This window comes from Flavobacterium branchiarum, from assembly GCF_030409845.1.
Lineage (GTDB): Bacteria > Bacteroidota > Bacteroidia > Flavobacteriales > Flavobacteriaceae > Flavobacterium > Flavobacterium branchiarum.
In genome coordinates, this window is record NZ_JAUFQQ010000005.1 from 2178489 (window position 1) to 2198453 (window position 19965).

Genomic DNA, 19965 nt, shown 5'->3' on the forward strand with positions numbered 1-19965 from the left:
GTGCTTTTAAACTATTTTATAATTTCTACTTTATCTCCGTCTTGTAAGTTAATTTGACCAGTAGTGATTACTATTTGGCCATCAGATAATCCGTTGATAATTTCTACTTTATCACCTAAAATTCTTCCAGCTGTTACTTTCTTTAATTTTGCAATACCATTTTCAGCAACAAATATTTGGTTACTACTTACACTTCCTACAAATGCAGTTCTAGGTACAACCATTAAGTTTTGATTCTGTTGGTTAGATGCAAAATTTGCAGTTCCGTACATACCCGCTTTAAGGTCGTTGCTTACGTTATTTGTGATTTCGATTTCTACTGGGAAGTTTAAGCTTTCGTCTGCTTTTGCAGCAATAAAAGTGATTTTTCCAGAAAATACTTTGTCAGGATATACACTTGCAGTTACTTTAATAACGTTCCCTAGTTTTAAACTTGCGACTTGAGTTTCATTTACAGTTACAGCAAGTTTTAATTTAGAAACATTTACGATATCAAATAAAGCAGTTGCTGGCATACCAGCTAAAATAGAACCTGGCTCAATATATTTTTTATTGATGAATCCATTAATAGGTGCTTTTACTTTAGTGTCTCCAACATTAATATTTGCTTGTTTTAGATTCGCTTCTGCATTAGTTAGTGCTAATTTTGCTTGATCTAATTGTTGTCTTGTAACTCCATCAGTTTTAAAAGCATTCTCATATCTCATGTAATCTGCTTTAGCATTTTGGTATGCTGCTTGAGCGGCTTGAGCGTTTACATTAATTACATCACCTCTAACGGTTAATAACGTTTGACCTACTTTTACATAATCTCCTTCTTTAGCCAAAACACTAATTACTTTACCTGATTTTTCAGCAGAGAAAGTTAGCTCTTGAATTGGTTGGAAGTTTCCGTTAGCAACAAAATCCAATGAAACTTCTTCTGTTTTTACAGTAGAAACTTTAACTGAAACAGCAGCATTTTTTTCGGCAACGATATCAGTTTTAGCTTTGTTCTCTTCTTTGTTCTTCGTTAAAATGAAGCCAATTAGTGCTAATGACCCGATTATGACTACTATTGTTATTATTACTGTTTTTTTCATTTGTTTTAGTTATTTATAAGTGATTTTAGTTGTCCTTTTGATTTGATTACTTGAATTTCGGCTATTTTATATCCTAGTATTGCTGAGGAATAATTGTTTTCTGCTTCGATATAGGCATTTTCTACTTCTAATAGATCATTTAATGAAGCTAGTCCTTGTAGGTAATTATTTTTTGTATTTTGAAGTACTTGTTGCGCCAATTCTCTGTTTTCTTTTTGGTTTTTAATAGTTATAAGGCTATTTTCCATTTGAATTGTGGCATTGTTGTATGCTATGTCAAGAGAAAGCTTAGTGTCTTTTAGATCTTCCTTTAATGAGCGAATCGCAACATCAGCCTGACGAACTTTGGCACGGGTACCAAAACCAGTAAAGATTGGAACTCTTAGGTTTAATCCGATGGCAGAATAATCAGACCAGTATACTCCTGATGATGGTTTAGCAAACCAAGGCATTTCTGGACCTTGACCAATATAGTTGTATCCTGCACTTAAAGAAAGTGTTGGGTAATACTCAGCCTGTACAGCTTTTTTCTGAAAAACCAGTAGTTCCTCTTGCTTTTTCATAAGTAAATATTGAGTTAAATTTTCAACATTTGGAGCTTCAGTTAGAGCTTGAGGGGTAATTTCAAATTCAGTATTAGGAATTACGATTTGTGTTTCTACAGGCATACCCATGTAAAATTTCAAAGCATTTTCCTGTAATGCAACTTTATTAATTACTTGTTGGCGTTGTGTACTGATGTTAGAAAGCTTTACAATGATTCTGTTTAAATCAATTTTCTTAGCTAAACCATTGTCATACTGTCCTTGTAGAATGTTTTTTACTCTAGTGGTATTTACGTAATTAGTATCTAATACCGTTAAGTTCAAACGTTGAACATATACATCATAATAGCTATTTGCTACTCTTTCGATTACATCTTCTTCAGTAAGTTGTTCGTTAATTTGATAAAATTCGCGTGTACTTTTTGCCGCTCTTAAACCAGTGAATACCGCTTGATCAAATATGTTCTGAGTTAATGTAACACCAGCAGTAGATGCCCATTTTTGACCAAAAGCAGCTTGAATAGTGGTTCCTGGAGCTCCAAATCCTGCCCCGTCAATAATAGTAGTTTGTATTACAGGGTTGTAAGTTAAGTTTCCGTTAGCCGAAATTTGCGGTAATGCTCTAGAGCGAACTTCTTGTATTTTATATTCGCTATTTTCTACTTGTAATCTGGCTTTTTTAGAATCAGATTTGTTTTGGAGTGCATAGTTAATAGCCTCCTTTAAGGTCAAAGTCTGTGTGCCTTGCTTGCTTAAATTACTATTATTGGTGTCTTGTGCATTTGCTGTTATTGCAAATGATAAGAGAAAGAGAAACACTATTCTTTTCATGTTGAAGGGTTGATGATTGTTAATTGCTGTTTTTTTCTATTTGTCTCTCCAGTTCAATAATTCCTGCTGGAGTTGCCATTGCTCTTGTGAGATATTCTAAGGCTTCCAGTTCTGCTAATTGTGCTTCTTTTTCTGAGCTGGTGGTTTCATTTATGTGGAATATCAAAGTGTAATAAAATTTTACATAAACATCGACATTGATATCTGCGCGATATAGTTTTTGCGCTATTCCATTTGCAATGTTATCCCTAAAATATTGACTGCATTGATCTATTTCATGTCGCATCAAATTGGTGTAAATTTCAGGATAGTGTTTTTTTAATTGATAGATTGGTGAAGTATCAATAGAGGATTGAAATAAATTTTTGAAAGTCAGTCTAATTTCAAAATTCTCTTCAATCGCATTCAATTTTTTAATAACTATTGAGTCTATTAATTCATGAACTTGTTTATGAACAGCCGAAGTACTTTCTTGAATTAGAACCTCTTTATTGCAGAAATACTTATAAATAGTTTTTTTTGAGATGCACATTTCACCCGCAATATCATCCATAGTAACACTCTTAAAACCTAGTCTTAAGAACAAGTCACTCGCTTTTGATATAATTTTTTCTTTCATTTCGTTTTCTTAATCTTTTTTTGGATCTTTAATTTGATGTAAACCTTAGATTGAGAATTCTAAATTGGCCACCAGTTTAATGTCTTGTCCAGTCGATAAACCATTACTTTCATTAAATGAATTATAAGCTAATCCAAAATCTTTACGGTTTATATCGCCAGTAAGTTCAAAAGAAACTTTTTTGTTACCATTATAGTAGTCACTCTCAATCATTTCTACATCAAGCTCAACCGTTTTTGTAACATCTTTTATTGTTAAATCACCTTTTAAGAAGTTGATTTTTTTATTCACTTTTTGAAAAGATGTCGATTTAAAACTTATCGTAGGGTATTTGTTTACATCAAAAAAATCATTGAGTTTTAAGTATGTATTTATTTGTTCAAGTTTGGCTTCTCTATTGTTTACATCCAATGAGAATTCGATAGTAGCATCTTCAATTTCATTGTTTTGCAAATCAACGTGACCATTAAATGTGTTGATAGTACCACCCAAATAAGCCAGAATTGAATGTCTCATTTTAATTAAAACATCAGATTGGTCAGAATCAATTGTCCAGTGTGTTCTCATAAATATTGTTATTATGTTAATACAAGTGATTTAACAAGTTTACTAGGAAATTGATCGGAGCCTCTACATGTTAAATTTCGATGCAAATGTATATCGGAAACTCTAAACACCAAAATAGTTTCCTAAGTATTTTTGATTATTTAACATTTCATTAAGAAATGGAGTTTGTATTGCAGGCTTAATGCCGTAAATTAGCCGAAAATTTCTTTTATGCATGCCATTTATCAATACCAAGAATTCTTTATCGATTATTTAGAGAAACAAACTATACGTAAAGAGCCTAAAAACCTTTATGAACCAATTGAATATATTGTAAGTCTTGGCGGAAAAAGAATGCGCCCAGTGTTGACTTTGATGACTGCTGAAGTTTTTGATGTTGCTTACGATCAGGCTCTTCCGGCGGCTATGGCTGTTGAGGTTTTTCATAATTTTTCATTGGTACATGACGATATTATGGATGATGCTCCTTTGCGAAGAGGACAAAAAACAGTTCATGAAAAATGGAATCTTAATACCGGAATACTTTCAGGAGATGCAATGCTTATTTTGGCATATCAATATTTTGAACAGTACGAATCAAACACTTTTAGAGATTTAGCGAAGCTTTTTAGTAAAACAGCTTTAGAAGTTTGTGAAGGACAGCAGTTGGATGTTGATTTTGAAAAAAGAAATGATGTTACTATTCCTGAGTATTTAAAAATGATTGAGTATAAAACAGCAGTTTTGGTTGCCGCAGCTATGAAAATGGGTGCAATTGTGGCTAAGACATCTGATGAAAATGCCAATTTAATATACGATTTTGGATTGAAATTAGGTTTGGCTTTCCAATTGCAAGATGATTATCTAGATGCATTTGGAGATCCAGAAACTTTTGGAAAACAAGTAGGTGGAGATATTATCGAAAATAAAAAAACATATTTGTATTTAAAAGCATTGGCATATTCTAATGAGGCAGATGCAAAACAGTTACAAGAATTGTTTACGACTCACCCAGAGGATAATTCTGAAAAAATAGCCATCGCGAAAAATATTTTCAATGCATCAGGTGCTTCAAAAGAAACACAAGAAGCAATCGAAATGTTTACACTAGAAGCTTTTAAGACATTAGAGAAAATGGATATTAGCGACGAAAAGAAATTGTCGTTACGTACTTTTGGTGAAAACTTAATGGGTAGAAAGGTGTAGTGATTATTTGAAAAACTATAAGTTTTTAAGTTTTTTTTAATCTTTCAATTACTAAATTTTTAATTCTTAAATTAACAATCATAAGTTAAATGTTTGTAGCTCCACAAAATACAGATTTACTACTTCAGGAAGCCCAGAAAGAAGCTTTGTATCTTAACTTGATTGAACAAATTAATAAAGATTTTAATTTGGCCAATGAAGGAATAGATTTTCCAATGAGTATTTCTCCAGAAGAACTTAAAATTCAAATGCACGAAAAAATATACCGTATGATTCAGTATAAGTTTGCCGAGTATTTGAATCTGCTATATATAATAGATGTCTCAGAAGCCGAAATAAAAAAATTAGACGGATCTGATTTAGTGATGTTAGCCGAACAAGTTTCTTATTTAGTTTTAAAAAGAGAGTGGCAAAAAGTGTGGTTTAGGAATTTTTATAAGTAATTTATTTTTAAGGTTCAAAGGTTCAAAGTAACTGAGGTACTAAGGTTTCTCTTTTTGAGATAAAAACTCAGCAAGTAGCTAGTACAAAATATTTTTTTTGTAGCATCGGAATTACTCCCAATCTTGTCTTTCTGAGGAATCTCCGAAAGAAACTAATACACAATAAATCCTTTTTTTTAACACCTTACATTACCCGCAATCTTGTCTTTCTGAGGAACGAAGAATTTCCTCAAGTGGCTCGACAAAACTTTTCTCTTTTCTCTTTTCTCTTTTCTCTTTTCTCTTTTCTCTTTCTTCTTTCTTCTTTTCTCTTTCCTCTTTCCTCTTTCCTCTTTCCTCTTTACTCTTTACTCTTTATTCTTTATTCTTTATTCTTTATTCTTTACTCTTTATTCTTTACTCTTTATTCTTTATTCTTTACTCTTTATTCTTTATTCTTTATTCTTTACTCTTTATTCTTTATTCTTTATTCTTTATTCTTTACTCTTTATTCTTTATTCTTTACTCTTTACTCTTTACTCTTTACTCTTTATTCTTTATTCTTTATTCTTTACTCTTTACTCTTTATTCTTTTCTCTTTTCTCTTTTCTCTTTCCTCTTTCCTCTTCACTCTTTTCTCTTTAGATCTTTGAAACTTTGTGCCTCTGTAGCTCTGTAGCTAAGTACCTTCTAAAAGTATAATCTCACAAACGGCATAAAGGCTTCTCCGTAAATACTTTTGTCGTCGTCATGTAGTACATTATAACGTACGCCCATAGTTACATTTCCGGTTCGGTAACCAGCACCTAAATATAAGGAAGTATTCCAGAAAGTATAATTATAACGTGGTTCTCCAAAATATTTATAATCAGTACTTACATTGATTTGTTCTAATTCTGCCGAAAGTTGAATTTCAGGAATAGGATTTACTAATCCGATAAGACTTCCTCCGTAAAGAAAAGAAGAGTATTGATTTTTAGACGATACATATCCTATTTGTGCACCTACACCAACAGCAACAATTGGGTTAATGTTGTAAATCGCACTTGGTAATAACGAGATGTCAGTATATCCAGATCCAAAACTTAAACCGACTCCACCACCAAATTGTACATTGCTCCAGAAATCATTTTGTTTTTGTGGAATGTAATATTTTTGTTGTGCTAATGCACCATTTGAAAATAATAGAACCAAAATGATAAAAAATGATTTGAAAACGATTGAAAAATGATTTTTCTTCATAGTTAAATGGATTTTAACAAATTTTTACGTAAATGTACGCAAAAAAAAGGCTCGAATAAACTCGTTTGTCGTACTTTTGCATTCTATTTAACAAAAAGTATATTCACTAATATTATGGATAGGTTTTCATTTTTAAATGCAGCGCATACAGAGTTTTTCGCACAATTGTACGATCAATATACACAAAACCCAGATAGTGTAGAGCCGAGCTGGAGAAGTTTCTTTCAAGGTTTTGATTTTGGAATGACAACTTACAACGACGAGGCACCAGTTCAGCAAATTGTTGAATTCGCAGCTAACAACACCGATTGTAGTTTGGTGTCTGAAAAATTGCAAAAAGAATTTAACGTATTAAAATTGATTGATGGATATCGTTCTCGCGGTCACTTGTTTACAAAGACAAACCCAGTAAGAGATCGTAGAACTACATCTCCAACTTTAGACATCGAGAATTTTGGACTTACAGCGGCAGATCTTTCAACAGTTTTTGATGCTGCAAAAGTAATTGGTGTACCACCTTGCTCATTGCAAGATATTGTGAGACGTCTTCAGGCAATTTATTGCCAACACATTGGAGTAGAATATATGTATATTCGAAACCCTAATGTTGTAAAGTGGATTCAAGACAAACTTGGAGTAAATGATAACCAACCTAATTTCTCTACTGATGAGAAAAAAGTTATCTTAAATAAATTAAATCAAGCGGTTTCTTTCGAGAACTTCTTGCATACCAAATATGTTGGGCAAAAAAGATTCTCACTAGAAGGTGGTGAATCAATCATTCCAGCTTTAGATGCTTTAATCGAAAAAGCAGCTGAAAAAGGAGTAGAGCAATTTGTAATGGGTATGGCTCACCGTGGACGTCTTAATGTATTGGCTAATATTTTTGGTAAATCGACACAAGACATCTTCGGAGAATTTGATGGTAAAGATTACGATCAAGAATATTTTGATGGTGACGTAAAATACCACTTAGGACTTACTGCCGACAGAAAAACTAGAGCTGGAAAAAATATCAATATCAACCTAGCACCAAATCCATCTCACTTAGAGACTGTAGGTGCAGTAATTGAAGGTATTACAAGAGCAAAACAAGATAAATATTACGCAGACGATTTCTCAAAAGTATTACCTATTGCCGTTCACGGTGATGCTGCAATTGCAGGACAAGGTATCTTATACGAAATCATCCAAATGGCGCAATTAGACGGTTATAAAACCGGAGGAACAATTCATATTGTAATCAACAACCAAGTTGGATTTACAACGAATTACCTTGATGCACGTTCATCTACTTATTGTACCGATGTTGCTAAAGTAACATTATCACCAGTATTACACGTTAATGCAGATGATGCAGAAGCTGTAGTTCATGCTGTTTCATTTGCATTAGATTACAGAATGCAATTTGGACGTGATGTATTTATTGATTTATTAGGATACAGAAAATACGGTCATAACGAAGGGGACGAACCTCGTTTTACACAACCAGTTTTATATAAAATTATTGCTAAGCATGAAAATCCAAGAGATATTTATGCGCAAAAATTATTGTCAGAAGGTATTATCGATGCTACTTATGTAAATGCATTAGAGAAAGAATACAAATCGACAATGGAAGTAAATCTTGAAGCATCTCGTAAAAAAGACTTGACAGTTATTACTCCATTTATGCAAAATGAATGGAAAGGTTTTGAGCAAGTTTCAGATGTTGTGATGTTGAAAAAATTCGACACAACTTTCCCTAAAGCAGGATTAGATTCTATCATAAATACAATCTCAACTTTACCATCAGATAAAAAGTTCATCAATAAGATAACTAAAATTGTTACTGATAGAAAGAAAGGATACGATAACAACACAATCGACTGGGGAACTGCAGAAGCATTAGCTTATGGTTCGCTTTTAACAGAAGGATTTGATGTTCGTATTTCTGGACAAGACGTAGAGCGTGGTACATTCTCACACCGTCATGCCGTAGTTAAGGTAGAAGATTCAGAAGAGGAAGTAATCTTATTGGATGCTATCGAAAACAAAAAAGGTAAATTTGGCGTATTCAACTCACTTTTGTCTGAATATGGAGTTTTAGGATTTGATTACGGATATGCTTTGGCTAATCCTAATGCATTGACTATTTGGGAAGCACAATTTGGAGATTTCTCAAATGGAGCACAAATCATGATTGACCAATACATTTCATGTGGAGAAGACAAATGGAACAACCAAAACGGAATTGTTTTATTATTACCACACGGATATGAAGGACAAGGAGCAGAGCACTCTTCGGCAAGAATGGAGCGTTACTTACAACTTTGTGCTAGACAAAACATGTATGTTGCCGATTGTACAACACCAGCTAACTTCTTCCACTTGTTGAGAAGACAAATGAAAACAACTTTCCGTAAACCGTTAGTTGTATTTTCACCAAAAAGTTTGTTGCGTGATCCAAGATGTGTATCTACAGTAGAAGAATTAGAAAATGGAAGTTTCCAAGAAACAATAGATGATAACACTGTAGTAAAAGCGGATGTTAAAACATTGGTTTTCTGTACAGGTAAATTCTATTATGATATTGTTGCTGAAAGAGAAAATAACGGGCGTAATGACGTTGCAGTAGTAAGAATCGAGCAATTGTTCCCATTCCCGGTAGAGCAATTAAAAGAAATTATTGCACAATATCCTAACGCAGATGATTATGTTTGGGCACAAGAAGAACCTAAAAACATGGGAGCTTATAGTTTTATGTTAATGAACTTTGATCTTGTAAAATGGAGATTAGCATCATTAAAAGCATATGCTGCACCAGCATCAGGAAGTTATACACGTGCAAAACGTCGTCATGCAGATGCAATAAGAATGGTTTTTGATAAAAACCTATTTAGATCATAAAGAGCCATCCCGATAGTTTTAGGGCTAAAAGAATAAGAATCAATTAACAAAAGTTGTTTTTAGAACAATTTAAAAATATAAATTCATAATTTAAAATAATAAGACATGATTTTAGAAATGAAAGTCCCATCACCAGGGGAGTCAATAAAGGAAGTTGAAATTGCAACTTGGTTAGTAAAAGACGGAGATTATGTAGAAAAAGACCAAGCAATTGCCGAAGTTGATTCTGATAAAGCAACACTTGAATTGCCAGCAGAAGCAAGTGGGATTATTACATTAAAAGCAGAAGAAGGTGACGCAGTAGCAGTAGGAGCAGTAGTTTGCTTAATCGATACTAGCGCAGCAAAACCATCTGGAGCAGCTCCAGCAGCTGAGGCTCCAAAGGCAGAAGCACCAAAAGCGGAAGTTAAAGCAGAAGCTCCAAAAGCAGCTCCAGCTCCAGCAGCAACATATGCTTCAGGGACACCTTCGCCAGCAGCAAGAAAAATATTAGACGAAAAAAATATAACAGCTTCAACTGTTTCTGGAACAGGAAAAGATGGTAGAATCACTAAAGAAGATGCTTTAAATGCAGTGCCTTCTATGGGAACTCCAACAGGAGGAAACCGTGGTTCAGAGCGCACAAAACTTTCAATGTTACGTCGTAAGGTAGCAGAAAGATTGGTTGCTGCTAAAAATGAAACAGCTATGTTAACTACATTCAATGAAGTTAATATGACACCAATAAACAAATTGCGTAATGAGTACAAAGATGCATTCAAAGCGAAACACGGTGGTGTTGGTTTAGGATTCATGTCATTCTTTACAAAAGCAGTTACAAGAGCTTTAGCATTATATCCAGACGTAAACTCTATGATGGATGGTGACTATAAAGTAGCTTATGATTTCTGTGATATCTCAATCGCAGTATCTGGACCAAAAGGATTAATGGTTCCTGTTGTTCGTAACGCAGAGAATTTAACTTTCCGTGGTGTAGAAGCAGAAATCAAAAGATTGGCTATTAAAGCACGTGATGGACAGATTACAGTTGATGATATGACTGGTGGTACATTTACAATTACTAACGGAGGAGTTTTCGGAAGTATGTTGAGTACACCAATTATCAACCCTCCACAATCAGGAATCTTAGGAATGCACAATATTATTGAGCGTCCGATTGCTGTAAATGGTAAAGTTGAAATTCACCCAATGATGTACGTAGCACTTTCTTATGACCACAGAATTATTGATGGTCGTGAGTCAGTAGGTTTCTTAGTTGCTATTAAAGAGGCACTAGAAAACCCAGTTGAATTATTGATGGATAACAATCCTAAAAAAGCATTAGAATTATAGTTTATAATAATTTTCAATTGAAAAGCCGTTTAGTTTTACTAAACGGTTTTTTTTGTTAGTTAGGTAATAGTTATAAGGAAGTTTTAAGAATTAATTCTGTGATAATCTTAAATAATAAAGCCGTCATTTTATTAAAATGACGGCTTAGTATTAATGCTACTTTTTTTGGTTATTATTCTTTTACAATCTTTATTGTTTTTTCTTGCCCTTCAGATTTTACTTTAAGAATATAAATTCCCGTAGCAAGATGTGATAAATCAAGGTCTGAATGCATACTATTAATTTTTTTATCGAAAATAACTTTTCCTGAAACGGAGAAAAGAGTCGCTTCATCAATCACCGCTGTATTATCGATACTTAGTGTGTTCTTTACAGGATTAGGATGGTATTTAAAATTACTAAGAATAAAATCAGGAGTGGATAGCGTATTTAATTTCGCCGTTACTGCTAGCCTTTCTTTGCTTTCAATTCCATTAATAGTTTGAGAAGCATAATAAGTTGTACCATCAACTAAAACAGTTGTTGGAGGTAATTGTGTTTCGGTTGTTCTTTTAGTCTTTCCAGAAGGAGAAACTGCATTACTATACCATTTTATGCCCGTAACTTGAATGTTAATATCTGCAAGCGTTTGCCCCACATTAAAACTTTGAGTGATAGTATTTTTGCCATCAACTAAAGGTGCAGGTGGGGTAACAGTTAGGTTTAGTATTTCTGATGTACAGAAGTTAGAGTCTCTTACAATTATTTCGTAAGTGTCTGGAGCTAGGTTTGCAAAAACGTTATTCCCTGAAAACTGATTTAAAGTAGGTGAAATTGCATAAGTGTATTGATTAGTTCCGCCATTTGCAATAACAGTTATTGTTTGATCTGTAATTGTTGTAGCGGCTGTAATAGCTTTAGTTTCCTGAATTTGAATATGGTTTATTTCTGAGCATATCCCTGATGCATCTTTAACAAGTACTGTATATTGGCCTGCTGACATATTGTTTATAGTGTAAAAATTGTTGTTTAAATACACAAAAGCGTCTGGCTTCTCTAGGATAGATAAGTTGTAAGGAGGAGTTCCTCCTGATACAATTGTCATTATTTGTGCATCGCTGGCTCCATTACATCTTGGCATAGTAGCTACTGACCGTATCTCTAAACGAGGAATGTTTATATCTTGTACAATCATAGTTGTTGTAGCAGTGCAGTTATTAGAGTCTTTTACGTATACTGTATGACTTCCTGGGCCCATATCATAAAAATAAGGCTCTATTTGATAGTTAGTTCCGTCTTTTGAATACTGATATGAAAAGGTGCCACCTGAAGCATTTAAAGATGTGACTGATTTGACGCATCCTGAATATTTAACGGTACCATCTAAGGTAAGAGGAGTAGCGCTAACTTTCAATTGGAAAGATTTTACGATAGCACTAATGCTTCTTTCATTAATAATTTGTGCATAAATAGTAGATGTACCTGTACTCTGAAACGAAGTCGGATTTGGAATTGGATAAGCGCCTCTGTCAGCATCAAATTTACTAATGTGATAACTAACTGTAGTTTCAGCAGGATTTAAGTTTCCAATTATTTCTGATTCTCGACTAGTTAAATCAAAAATAGTATTTCCGTCGCAATGCACAATAGGATTGATTTGTGCATAAAAATTAAAGGTTGTAAAAAGTAATAAGTAAAGTAGAGTTCTTTTCATACGTATCGATTTGTTAAAATATAGCGACAAATGTACTTAAAAAAACTTTTATTTGTTTATTGTGTTGATATTGTGTATTGTAGTTTTTTGTGAGCTTATTTTAGATATACATAATGATTATAATAGTCAATAATTGCTTTGCCTTGTAATAGCACATCGGCTCCAATAATGCCATGAACAGGTCTGGCTTTGTATTGACGTAAGGCTTCGTTTACGTGAGAAAGGTCAAAAATAACCAAAGTAAAATCCAAATCTTTCCAAGATCCAATTTGTAATAAGTTGTTGGAGGCAGTTTGAGTTAACATTCCAGTTGCACCAGCCCCTGCAGCTTTTGTTTTGGATGCTTCTGCTCCTAATGAAAATCGTTCGATACTCTCAAATCCTACGCAAGTATTAGAAGCGCCTGTATCTAAAATGAAATTTCCAGAAACACCATTTATTTTGGCTTTTATCAATAGATGTTGCGTTTTGGTAACTTTGAATTTGATTTTTTTATATTTCTCCTTTTTGAGAACTTCGTGAAGATTTTCCATTATTGTTAGGGATTGAAAACCAAAAATAAACCAATTACACTCAAAAAACTAATGAGCTAGAGGATATAATTTGTTATTTTAATTTTAGGCTTAGATTGAATCATAATACGTAAAATGAGACTATTGAAAAGATAATTTGGTTTGTTTTAGATTTGTGTACTATGTTGATTTACTATTTGTTATGTTTTTATTTAAGGATTTTCTTTAAATTAGCTAATCAGATAAGTGTTTTAAGGATGCTGATGCTGGATGTGATTTGCTAGATCAATAAAATAAATTTCTAAAAAAAGTAGTCATGAACGAACAAAACCATACAGTATTCGATCAATATCTTCAAGGTAAAATGAATGTTGAGGAAAGAAACGCTTTTGAGAAAAAATTATCTGAAGACTCCGATTTTGCTTTAGCATTTGAAAATTTCAAAACTACAAACCTTCAGTTGGAAACTAAATTTGGATACGAACAAGAACATGTAGCTCAAAATGAAAAACTAAAACGTGTTTCTGATTCAGATAAAAAGAAGAAGAAAAACAAAGCTACTTCATTAAGGCCTTGGTATTATGCAGTAGTCGCTTCGGTTGTAGTTTTAATCGCTTTGTTTTATTTTAATTACGATTCAAATCCAGATTTTGAAGATTTTAATCATCAAGAAGAAGCTACATTTAGTGAAAGAGGAGGGGCGAGTGTAACTTTAAAAGAAACTGAAATAGCATTTAATGCAAGAAAATATAAAGATGCAATTCCGCTTTTTGAAGAAACTTTAAAAAATACTAAAACACCAGAAATTCAATGTTTCTATGGTATTTCTTTATTAGAAGACGATCAACTTGTAAAAGCCGAAGCAGTTTTTAATGAATTAAAATCGGGAACATCGCCTTATAAAGACAAGGCATTGTGGAATTTGGCATTGTTGAAATTAAAACAGAAAGATTATATTGCTTGTAAAGAAAATTTAGAGGCGATTTCTCAAGATTATGAAGGATATGATGATGTACAAGAATTACTGAATGAGTTGGATTAAAAATAAATCTTTGGGTATAATTCAAAACAAATATAATTTGGCACAAATTAGACAGACTCGTTATCAGTGTTTTAATTTATGTAAGTTTGTTTTTAAATATAATTTTCCTTTATTAGAAAGGCAATATTTTGTCTAAAGCAATGACAAGTAAAATAGTAAAGTGAGAATTATTGTTCTTTCTTTAGTAATTGTAATCAAATTGGGAAAGTTTTTATTATTGTCGTAATTTTGGCCTTTTAAAATTATACAATTGAATCCAAATACAATTATTACCGATACACATACCCATTTGTACTCCGAAGAATTCGATCAAGATCGTGATGAAATGATTCAAAGAGCAATAAATGCAGGTGTTTCTCGTTTTTTTATACCTGCAATCGATGCCGCTTGTACACAATCTATGTACGATTTGGAACAAAATTATCCAGATAATGTTTTCCTAATGATGGGATTGCATCCTACTTATGTAAAAGATAATTATTTAGAAGAGCTAAAACATGTAGAAACAGAATTAGCCAAACGAAAGTTTTATGCGGTTGGAGAAATCGGAATCGATTTGTATTGGGACAAAACACATCTTAAGGAGCAACAAATTGCTTTTAGAACACAAATTCAATGGGCAAAACAATATAAATTGCCAATTGTGATTCATTGTCGCGAGGCATTTGATCCTATTTTTGAAATCTTGGAAGAAGAAAAATCAGATGATTTGTTTGGGATTTTTCATTGCTTTACAGGAACTTATGAGCAAGCATTACAAGCGATATCTTATAATATGAAGCTTGGAATTGGTGGTGTAGTAACTTTTAAAAATGGAAAAATCGATCAGTTTTTGAATCAAATTGATTTAAAACATATAGTGTTAGAGACAGATTCTCCTTATTTGGCACCGATTCCTTTTCGCGGCAAGCGAAATGAAAGTAGCTATTTGGTGAACGTTGTGGCTAAATTAGCCGATATATACGACGTTTCAGAAGAAGAAATAGCAACAATAACAACCCAGAACTCAAAAGATGTTTTTGGGATTTAACTTAGAACATATGATACTTTAATTTTTTTTTTGTTCATTTGTCCACTTAAATATAGATATTAATAATGCAGAAATTTGATGCAATTCGACCGTTTTATGATTCAGAAGTAAATGAAGCCCTTCATGGCGTGGCAAATCACCCGATTATGAAAGCCATGATGAATTTTTCATTTCCAGAGTTAGAAGACGAAGTTTGGAAGGAACAATTGAAGAGAACTCACTCTATTCGTGATTTTCAGTGCAATTTTATTTATCAGACAATTCAAAAAGTTCTTGAAAGAAGCTCAGAAGGATTAACGACTTCGGGATTTGAGAAACTTGAAAAAAACACTTCTTATTTATTTGTTTCTAATCATAGAGACATACTTTTAGATACCACATTATTAAATGTTTGCTTATTCGAGCACGGTTTAGTAATGACAGCTTCGGCAATTGGAGATAATTTAGTTAAAAAGTCATTCTTAAACATATTGGCTAAATTAAATCGTAATTTCTTAGTTCTTCGTGGACTTTCACCTCGTGAAATGTTACAAAGTTCTAAGTTATTATCGGAGTATATCGGGCATTTATTGTTCCGTGAAAACCGTTCCGTTTGGATCGCACAACGTGAAGGAAGAACTAAAGACGGTAATGATGTTACAAATCCTGGTGTTTTAAAAATGTTAGGAATGGGATCAGACGAAGCTAACCTGATGGATTATTTCAAGAAAATGAAAATAGTTCCTATTTCTATTTCGTATGAATATGATCCGACTGATGCTTTAAAGATGCCACAATTAATGGCAGAAGCAAATAACGAGATTTACATTAAAGAGAAAAATGAAGATTTCATGACCATTTTAAGTGGTATCATGGGAACTAAAAAAAGAATACATATTTCTGTTGGTGATGTTTTGGATAAAGAAATTGATCAAATTGCCTCAGAGAATGACAGTGTAAATAAACAAATTCAAGCATTGGCACAGGTTATAGATGATTCAATATTGAAGAACTATAAATTATGGCCAACTAATTATATTGCATACGACATCGTAAATAAGACAGATAAGTTTTCGCATTTGTATAAAGAAAGCGAAAAATCATTATTCGAGCGTCGTTTAGAAATGCGTATTGGAAATGATAATCCAATTGCTGTGCAAGGGATTTTGGCAATGTATGCAAATCCAGTTGTAAATAAATTAAAATACGGAGATGCCATCTAAAGCCAAAATACTTTTAATTTATACCGGAGGAACTATCGGTATGAGTAAAGATTTTGAGACTGGAGCGCTCAAAGCCTTCAACTTTAATAAATTATTACAGAAAATTCCGGAGCTGAAACAATTGGATTGTGAAATCGAAACGGTTTCTTATGACAATCCTATTGATTCATCGAATATGAATCCGGAGCATTGGACAGAAATTGCCACAATCATAGAGGAGAATTACAATTCTTTTGATGGATTTGTGGTTTTACACGGTTCGGATACCATGTCTTATTCGGCATCGGCACTGAGCTTTATGCTCGAAAACTTAGCAAAACCAGTCATTTTTACAGGATCGCAATTGCCAATTGGTGATTTACGAACAGATGCTAAAGAAAATTTAATTACAGCAATTCAGATTGCTTCATTGCAGCAAGATGGAAAACCTGTAATTAATGAAGTCTGCTTGTATTTTGAATACAAATTATACCGCGGTAACCGAACTTCTAAAGTAAACGCGGAACATTTTAGAGCTTTTACGGCTCCAAATTATCCTGAATTGGTTGAATCTGGAGTGCACTTAAAATTAAACAGACATTTGTTTCTTCCTATAAAAACAGATGCCAAATTGATAGTTCATAAAAAACTAGACAATCATGTCGCTATCATAAAAATGTTTCCTGGAATGAGCGAAATTGTTTTTGCAGGAATACTAACAATTCCAGGCTTAAAAGGGATTGTTTTAGAAACGTATGGATCTGGAAATGCACCAACAGAAGATTGGTTCCTGAATGCCATTAAAAAAGCAATTCACGCAGGTATACATATCGTAAATGTAACTCAATGTTCAGGCGGAAGTGTGAATATGGGACAATACGAAACAAGTACGGAACTGAAGCAACTGGGGATTATCTCTGGAAAAGATATCACAACCGAAGCTGCAATTACAAAACTAATGTATTTGTTGGGACACGGAATTGAACCAAAAAACTTCAAGACCGTTTTCGAAACCGCTTTGCGAGGCGAAATCTCTATTTAAATCTTTGTCTTGACACATAGAGATATAGTTTTTTGAATTTTTTTTTGAATTCATAAAAAGCTTACTTTACTACATAGCGAGCTTATGTGTTTTTATGTAGAAGTAAAACGACTTTTTAGTCTATTTTTTTTCTATGTTGCTATGTGTTAAAAATAATTTTAAATTGAATTAGAAAAATCTCAGTAATTTAATTTTCCTAACTGAGATGTTTCAAAAGAGCTTACGATTTATAACGTACAGAGCAAGTTTCTATATCTTCTGATACCTTGTGACTTTTGTAGTATACATAAACAATCACCGAAATAATACATATTATTCCCTGTATTGCAACCGTGTGGCGTACTCCAAGTGTGTGAGAAACATACCCAATTATTAAACTTCCCACAGGAATCATTCCTTGATAAGCCATTAGGTAGTAGCTAATACTTCTAGAACGCATATTAACTGTGCTTTGAGTTTGGATGTATATATTTATCGATGAAGTTTGGGCCATCATCCCGACACCGCTTAATCCCATACAAATGAGCGCTATCGTTAAGCTGTTAGAATACGCTAGAATAATAATACTAAAACCCATTAAAAGACTGGCCGCTATCATTATTTTATTCATGTTTTTTGCCGTTTTTAAATTGGCAAGGTAAATTGCCGATAGGATAGAACCAATACCAGCAGCGCTTTCAAACCAACTAAACGTTTCGGCATTACCACTAAAAATGTCTTTCGCAAAAACAGGCATCAGTGTATTGAAGGAAATAACAAACAAGCTACTGCACATTAACATCAAAAGCATTCTTGCCATTTCTCTTTCTTTTTTTACATAATCCCAACCTTCGATAAAGTCTTCAAGCATTTTGAGTTTATCAGTTGCTTTAATGTGAGGCGTCATCTTCATCATTAATAAAGAAACTATAACCGGAATATAACTTAGGAAGTTTCCAATAAAACAGATGTCTTCACCATATTGATGCAAAATAATTCCAGCCAAAGCAGGACCTGCAATTCGGGCAAAGTTATTCAGAGTTGAATTTAGGGCTACAGCATTTGGTAAATCTTCTTTATTATCAACAATGTCAATCATCATTGTTTGTCTGCAGGTCATGTCAAATGCATTTATTATTCCCTGAAAAAGACTCAATGCTAAGATGTAGTTGATGTTGTATATTTTTAGATAAATAAGCAAAGCCAATGCACCAGCCTGAAACATTGCCAAAGATTGCAAAATAATCATGCTACGGTGTCTGTCGTAACGGCCAATAATACTTCCGGCTAAAGGAGCTAGAAACAAAGAAGGAATCATACTTAAAAAAGTAGCCAATCCTAATAAAAATACCGATCCAGATATGCTATAAACCATCCAACTCACGGCTGTTTTTTGAAGCCATGTCCCAATTACCGATACTGATTGTCCGTAAAAGAATAATTTGAAGTTTTTTGATTTTAACGCTTTAAACATGATGCTGAATATTTTTTACAAAGGTCGGAATTATGATTTCATTAGAAAAATTAATAATTTTACTGATAATGATTAGTATAACTTATCGATATGGAAATTTATCAATTGCAATATTTTATTAAAACAGCCGAGGTACTTCACTTTACTAAAGCGGCTGAGTTGTGTTTTGTAACCCAATCGGGATTGTCACAACAAATAAAAAAACTCGAAGAAGAACTCGGAATGCCTTTGTTTGTAAGGATTGGAAAAAAGGTGCAACTCACCGAAGCTGGCTCTGTTTTCTTGATTCATGCCAAGCAGGTAATAGAAAGTGTGCAGAGTAGCAAGCAGGCGATTGATGATTTAAACGAAATGATTGGTGGCGAATTACGAATTGGAGTAACCTATATTTTCGGACTTTTGGTTTTGCCAATTGTCAATTTATTTGCCAGGACATATCCGAATTTAAAGATTGTAGTTGAATATGGAACTACAGAACCCATGCAGAAAAAACTATTGAATAATGAGCTAGACTTGGTTTTATTAATTTCTTCATATGAAATAGAAGAGCCATTTCATAAAGTTCCATTGTTTACTTCTAATCTGGTCATGGCGGTTTCTAAATCGCATGAATTGGCAACTTTAGATACAATTGCCTTTAAAGAAATTGAAAATATTCCGCTTATTTTACCAGCAAGAGGATTTAATTCCAGAGAATTTTTGGATGATTTGTTTATAAAGAATAATATGAAACCTCGAGTTTCTATAGAGTTAAATGCAATACATGCCTTATTTCGATTGGTAGAAGGAGGACATTGGGCGACAGTAGTAACAGAAAAAGCCCTAAAAGGCTGGGATAATCTTAAAGCAATTCAGATAACGGGAGTAGCCACCAAGAGAGATTCGTTTATGTTAACGATAGGAGGAGCATACCAAAAAAAGGCAGTAAAGCTTTTTGTAGAAGAATTTAGGAAAAGTATGTAAGGATTAGTTGATTTTATTTTAATAGTTCAGTTTTTTTCGTGTTATTTGCAATCCTAATTAGAGAGGTGGCCGAGTGGCTGAAGGCGCACGCTTGGAAAGCGTGTATATGGCAACATATCGTGGGTTCGAATCCCATCCTCTCTGCAATATTATCTGTTTTTTAGGCTGATGTGATTTTTGTACCCAATTTCATACCCAGTTTTGTAAGATTGTAAAGAGATGTTTTATAGATTATTATAAAAAAGCCAACTGAACAGTTGGCTTTTTTTATCTAATATTTGAATGGTAATTATATTTTAAATAGGTTAATTTTTATTGATTTGTTTAACATGACT

The 19965-nt window shown here is 33.2% G+C and carries 17 protein-coding genes and 1 tRNA gene; 10 read left to right on the plus strand and 8 right to left on the minus strand.

Going from position 1 to position 19965, the window contains the following annotated elements; translation table 11 throughout:
- Nucleotides 1-11: 11 nt before the first annotated feature.
- The 4 genes from QWY99_RS21410 to QWY99_RS21425 are packed head-to-tail and all read right to left on the minus strand — an operon-like array spanning nucleotide 12 to nucleotide 3644.
- Nucleotides 12-1082 carry an efflux RND transporter periplasmic adaptor subunit gene (locus QWY99_RS21410; RefSeq protein ID WP_290267957.1) on the minus strand — a complete coding sequence of 357 codons (1071 nt, stop codon included), beginning with the start codon at nucleotides 1080-1082 and terminating at the stop codon, nucleotides 12-14.
- A 5-nt stretch (nucleotides 1083-1087) separates the two neighbouring features.
- Entirely contained in the window at nucleotides 1088-2458 is a 1371-nt protein-coding gene (locus QWY99_RS21415) for a TolC family protein (protein WP_290267959.1), read from the minus strand.
- Between the two features lie 19 nt (nucleotides 2459-2477).
- Nucleotides 2478-3077, minus strand: coding sequence for a TetR/AcrR family transcriptional regulator (locus tag QWY99_RS21420; RefSeq protein WP_290267961.1), 600 nt, complete (start codon nucleotides 3075-3077; stop codon nucleotides 2478-2480).
- Between the two features lie 45 nt (nucleotides 3078-3122).
- Nucleotides 3123-3644 carry a YceI family protein gene (locus tag QWY99_RS21425; protein ID WP_290267963.1) on the minus strand — a complete coding sequence of 174 codons (522 nt, stop codon included), beginning with the start codon at nucleotides 3642-3644 and terminating at the stop codon, nucleotides 3123-3125.
- A gap of 210 nt (nucleotides 3645-3854) precedes the next feature.
- Here QWY99_RS21425 and QWY99_RS21430 point away from each other — a divergent pair, with 210 nt between their 5' ends.
- Both QWY99_RS21430 and QWY99_RS21435 read left to right on the plus strand, forming a co-directional pair.
- Nucleotides 3855-4829: a polyprenyl synthetase family protein gene (locus tag QWY99_RS21430; protein WP_290267965.1), complete on the plus strand. Its 975-nt coding sequence runs from the start codon at nucleotides 3855-3857 to the stop codon at nucleotides 4827-4829.
- An 89-nt stretch (nucleotides 4830-4918) separates the two neighbouring features.
- On the plus strand, nucleotides 4919-5272 hold the full coding sequence (locus tag QWY99_RS21435; protein ID WP_290267967.1) for a hypothetical protein: 354 nt from the start codon (nucleotides 4919-4921) through the stop codon (nucleotides 5270-5272).
- Between the two features lie 669 nt (nucleotides 5273-5941).
- Here the strand turns inward: QWY99_RS21435 and QWY99_RS21440 are convergent.
- On the minus strand, nucleotides 5942-6493 hold the full coding sequence (locus QWY99_RS21440) for a hypothetical protein (protein WP_290267969.1): 552 nt from the start codon (nucleotides 6491-6493) through the stop codon (nucleotides 5942-5944).
- A 114-nt stretch (nucleotides 6494-6607) separates the two neighbouring features.
- Here QWY99_RS21440 and QWY99_RS21445 point away from each other — a divergent pair, with 114 nt between their 5' ends.
- A complete protein-coding gene (locus QWY99_RS21445) occupies nucleotides 6608-9382 on the plus strand; it encodes a 2-oxoglutarate dehydrogenase E1 component (RefSeq protein WP_290267971.1) in 2775 nt (924 codons plus the stop codon).
- Nucleotides 9383-9487: 105 nt separating this feature from the next.
- Nucleotides 9488-10714 (plus strand): 2-oxoglutarate dehydrogenase complex dihydrolipoyllysine-residue succinyltransferase, encoded by a 1227-nt coding sequence (odhB, locus tag QWY99_RS21450; RefSeq protein WP_290267973.1) that lies wholly within the window; start codon nucleotides 9488-9490, stop codon nucleotides 10712-10714.
- 172 nt (nucleotides 10715-10886) lie between these two features.
- Here the strand turns inward: odhB and QWY99_RS21455 are convergent, their stop codons facing one another.
- Nucleotides 10887-12407 carry a T9SS type A sorting domain-containing protein gene (locus tag QWY99_RS21455; protein WP_290267974.1) on the minus strand — a complete coding sequence of 507 codons (1521 nt, stop codon included), beginning with the start codon at nucleotides 12405-12407 and terminating at the stop codon, nucleotides 10887-10889.
- A 95-nt stretch (nucleotides 12408-12502) separates the two neighbouring features.
- On the minus strand, nucleotides 12503-12940 hold the full coding sequence (locus tag QWY99_RS21460; protein ID WP_290267976.1) for a retropepsin-like aspartic protease: 438 nt from the start codon (nucleotides 12938-12940) through the stop codon (nucleotides 12503-12505).
- A gap of 295 nt (nucleotides 12941-13235) precedes the next feature.
- Between QWY99_RS21460 and QWY99_RS21465 the strand changes: the two genes are divergently transcribed.
- The 4 genes from QWY99_RS21465 (at nucleotide 13236) to QWY99_RS21480 (ending at nucleotide 17214) form a co-directional block, all read left to right on the plus strand.
- Nucleotides 13236-13961, plus strand: a complete 726-nt coding sequence (locus tag QWY99_RS21465) for a tetratricopeptide repeat protein (RefSeq protein WP_290267978.1) — start codon at nucleotides 13236-13238, stop codon at nucleotides 13959-13961.
- Nucleotides 13962-14211: 250 nt separating this feature from the next.
- Complete coding sequence (locus tag QWY99_RS21470; protein WP_290267980.1) at nucleotides 14212-14991, plus strand: TatD family hydrolase; 780 nt, start codon at nucleotides 14212-14214, stop codon at nucleotides 14989-14991.
- A 65-nt stretch (nucleotides 14992-15056) separates the two neighbouring features.
- On the plus strand, nucleotides 15057-16193 hold the full coding sequence (locus QWY99_RS21475) for a 1-acyl-sn-glycerol-3-phosphate acyltransferase (protein ID WP_290267982.1): 1137 nt from the start codon (nucleotides 15057-15059) through the stop codon (nucleotides 16191-16193).
- A complete protein-coding gene (locus QWY99_RS21480; protein ID WP_290267984.1) occupies nucleotides 16183-17214 on the plus strand; it encodes an asparaginase in 1032 nt (343 codons plus the stop codon). The genes QWY99_RS21475 and QWY99_RS21480 overlap by 11 nt, the downstream gene beginning before the upstream one ends.
- A gap of 220 nt (nucleotides 17215-17434) precedes the next feature.
- Here QWY99_RS21480 and QWY99_RS21485 read toward each other — a convergent pair whose 3' ends face one another.
- A complete protein-coding gene (locus tag QWY99_RS21485) occupies nucleotides 17435-18667 on the minus strand; it encodes an MFS transporter (protein ID WP_290267986.1) in 1233 nt (410 codons plus the stop codon).
- A gap of 90 nt (nucleotides 18668-18757) precedes the next feature.
- Here QWY99_RS21485 and QWY99_RS21490 point away from each other — a divergent pair, with 90 nt between their 5' ends.
- Both QWY99_RS21490 and QWY99_RS21495 read left to right on the plus strand, forming a co-directional pair.
- Complete coding sequence (locus tag QWY99_RS21490; RefSeq protein ID WP_290267989.1) at nucleotides 18758-19630, plus strand: LysR substrate-binding domain-containing protein; 873 nt, start codon at nucleotides 18758-18760, stop codon at nucleotides 19628-19630.
- A gap of 59 nt (nucleotides 19631-19689) precedes the next feature.
- Nucleotides 19690-19774: transfer RNA gene (locus QWY99_RS21495), tRNA-Ser, on the plus strand.
- The last annotated feature ends 191 nt before the right edge of the window (nucleotides 19775-19965 follow it).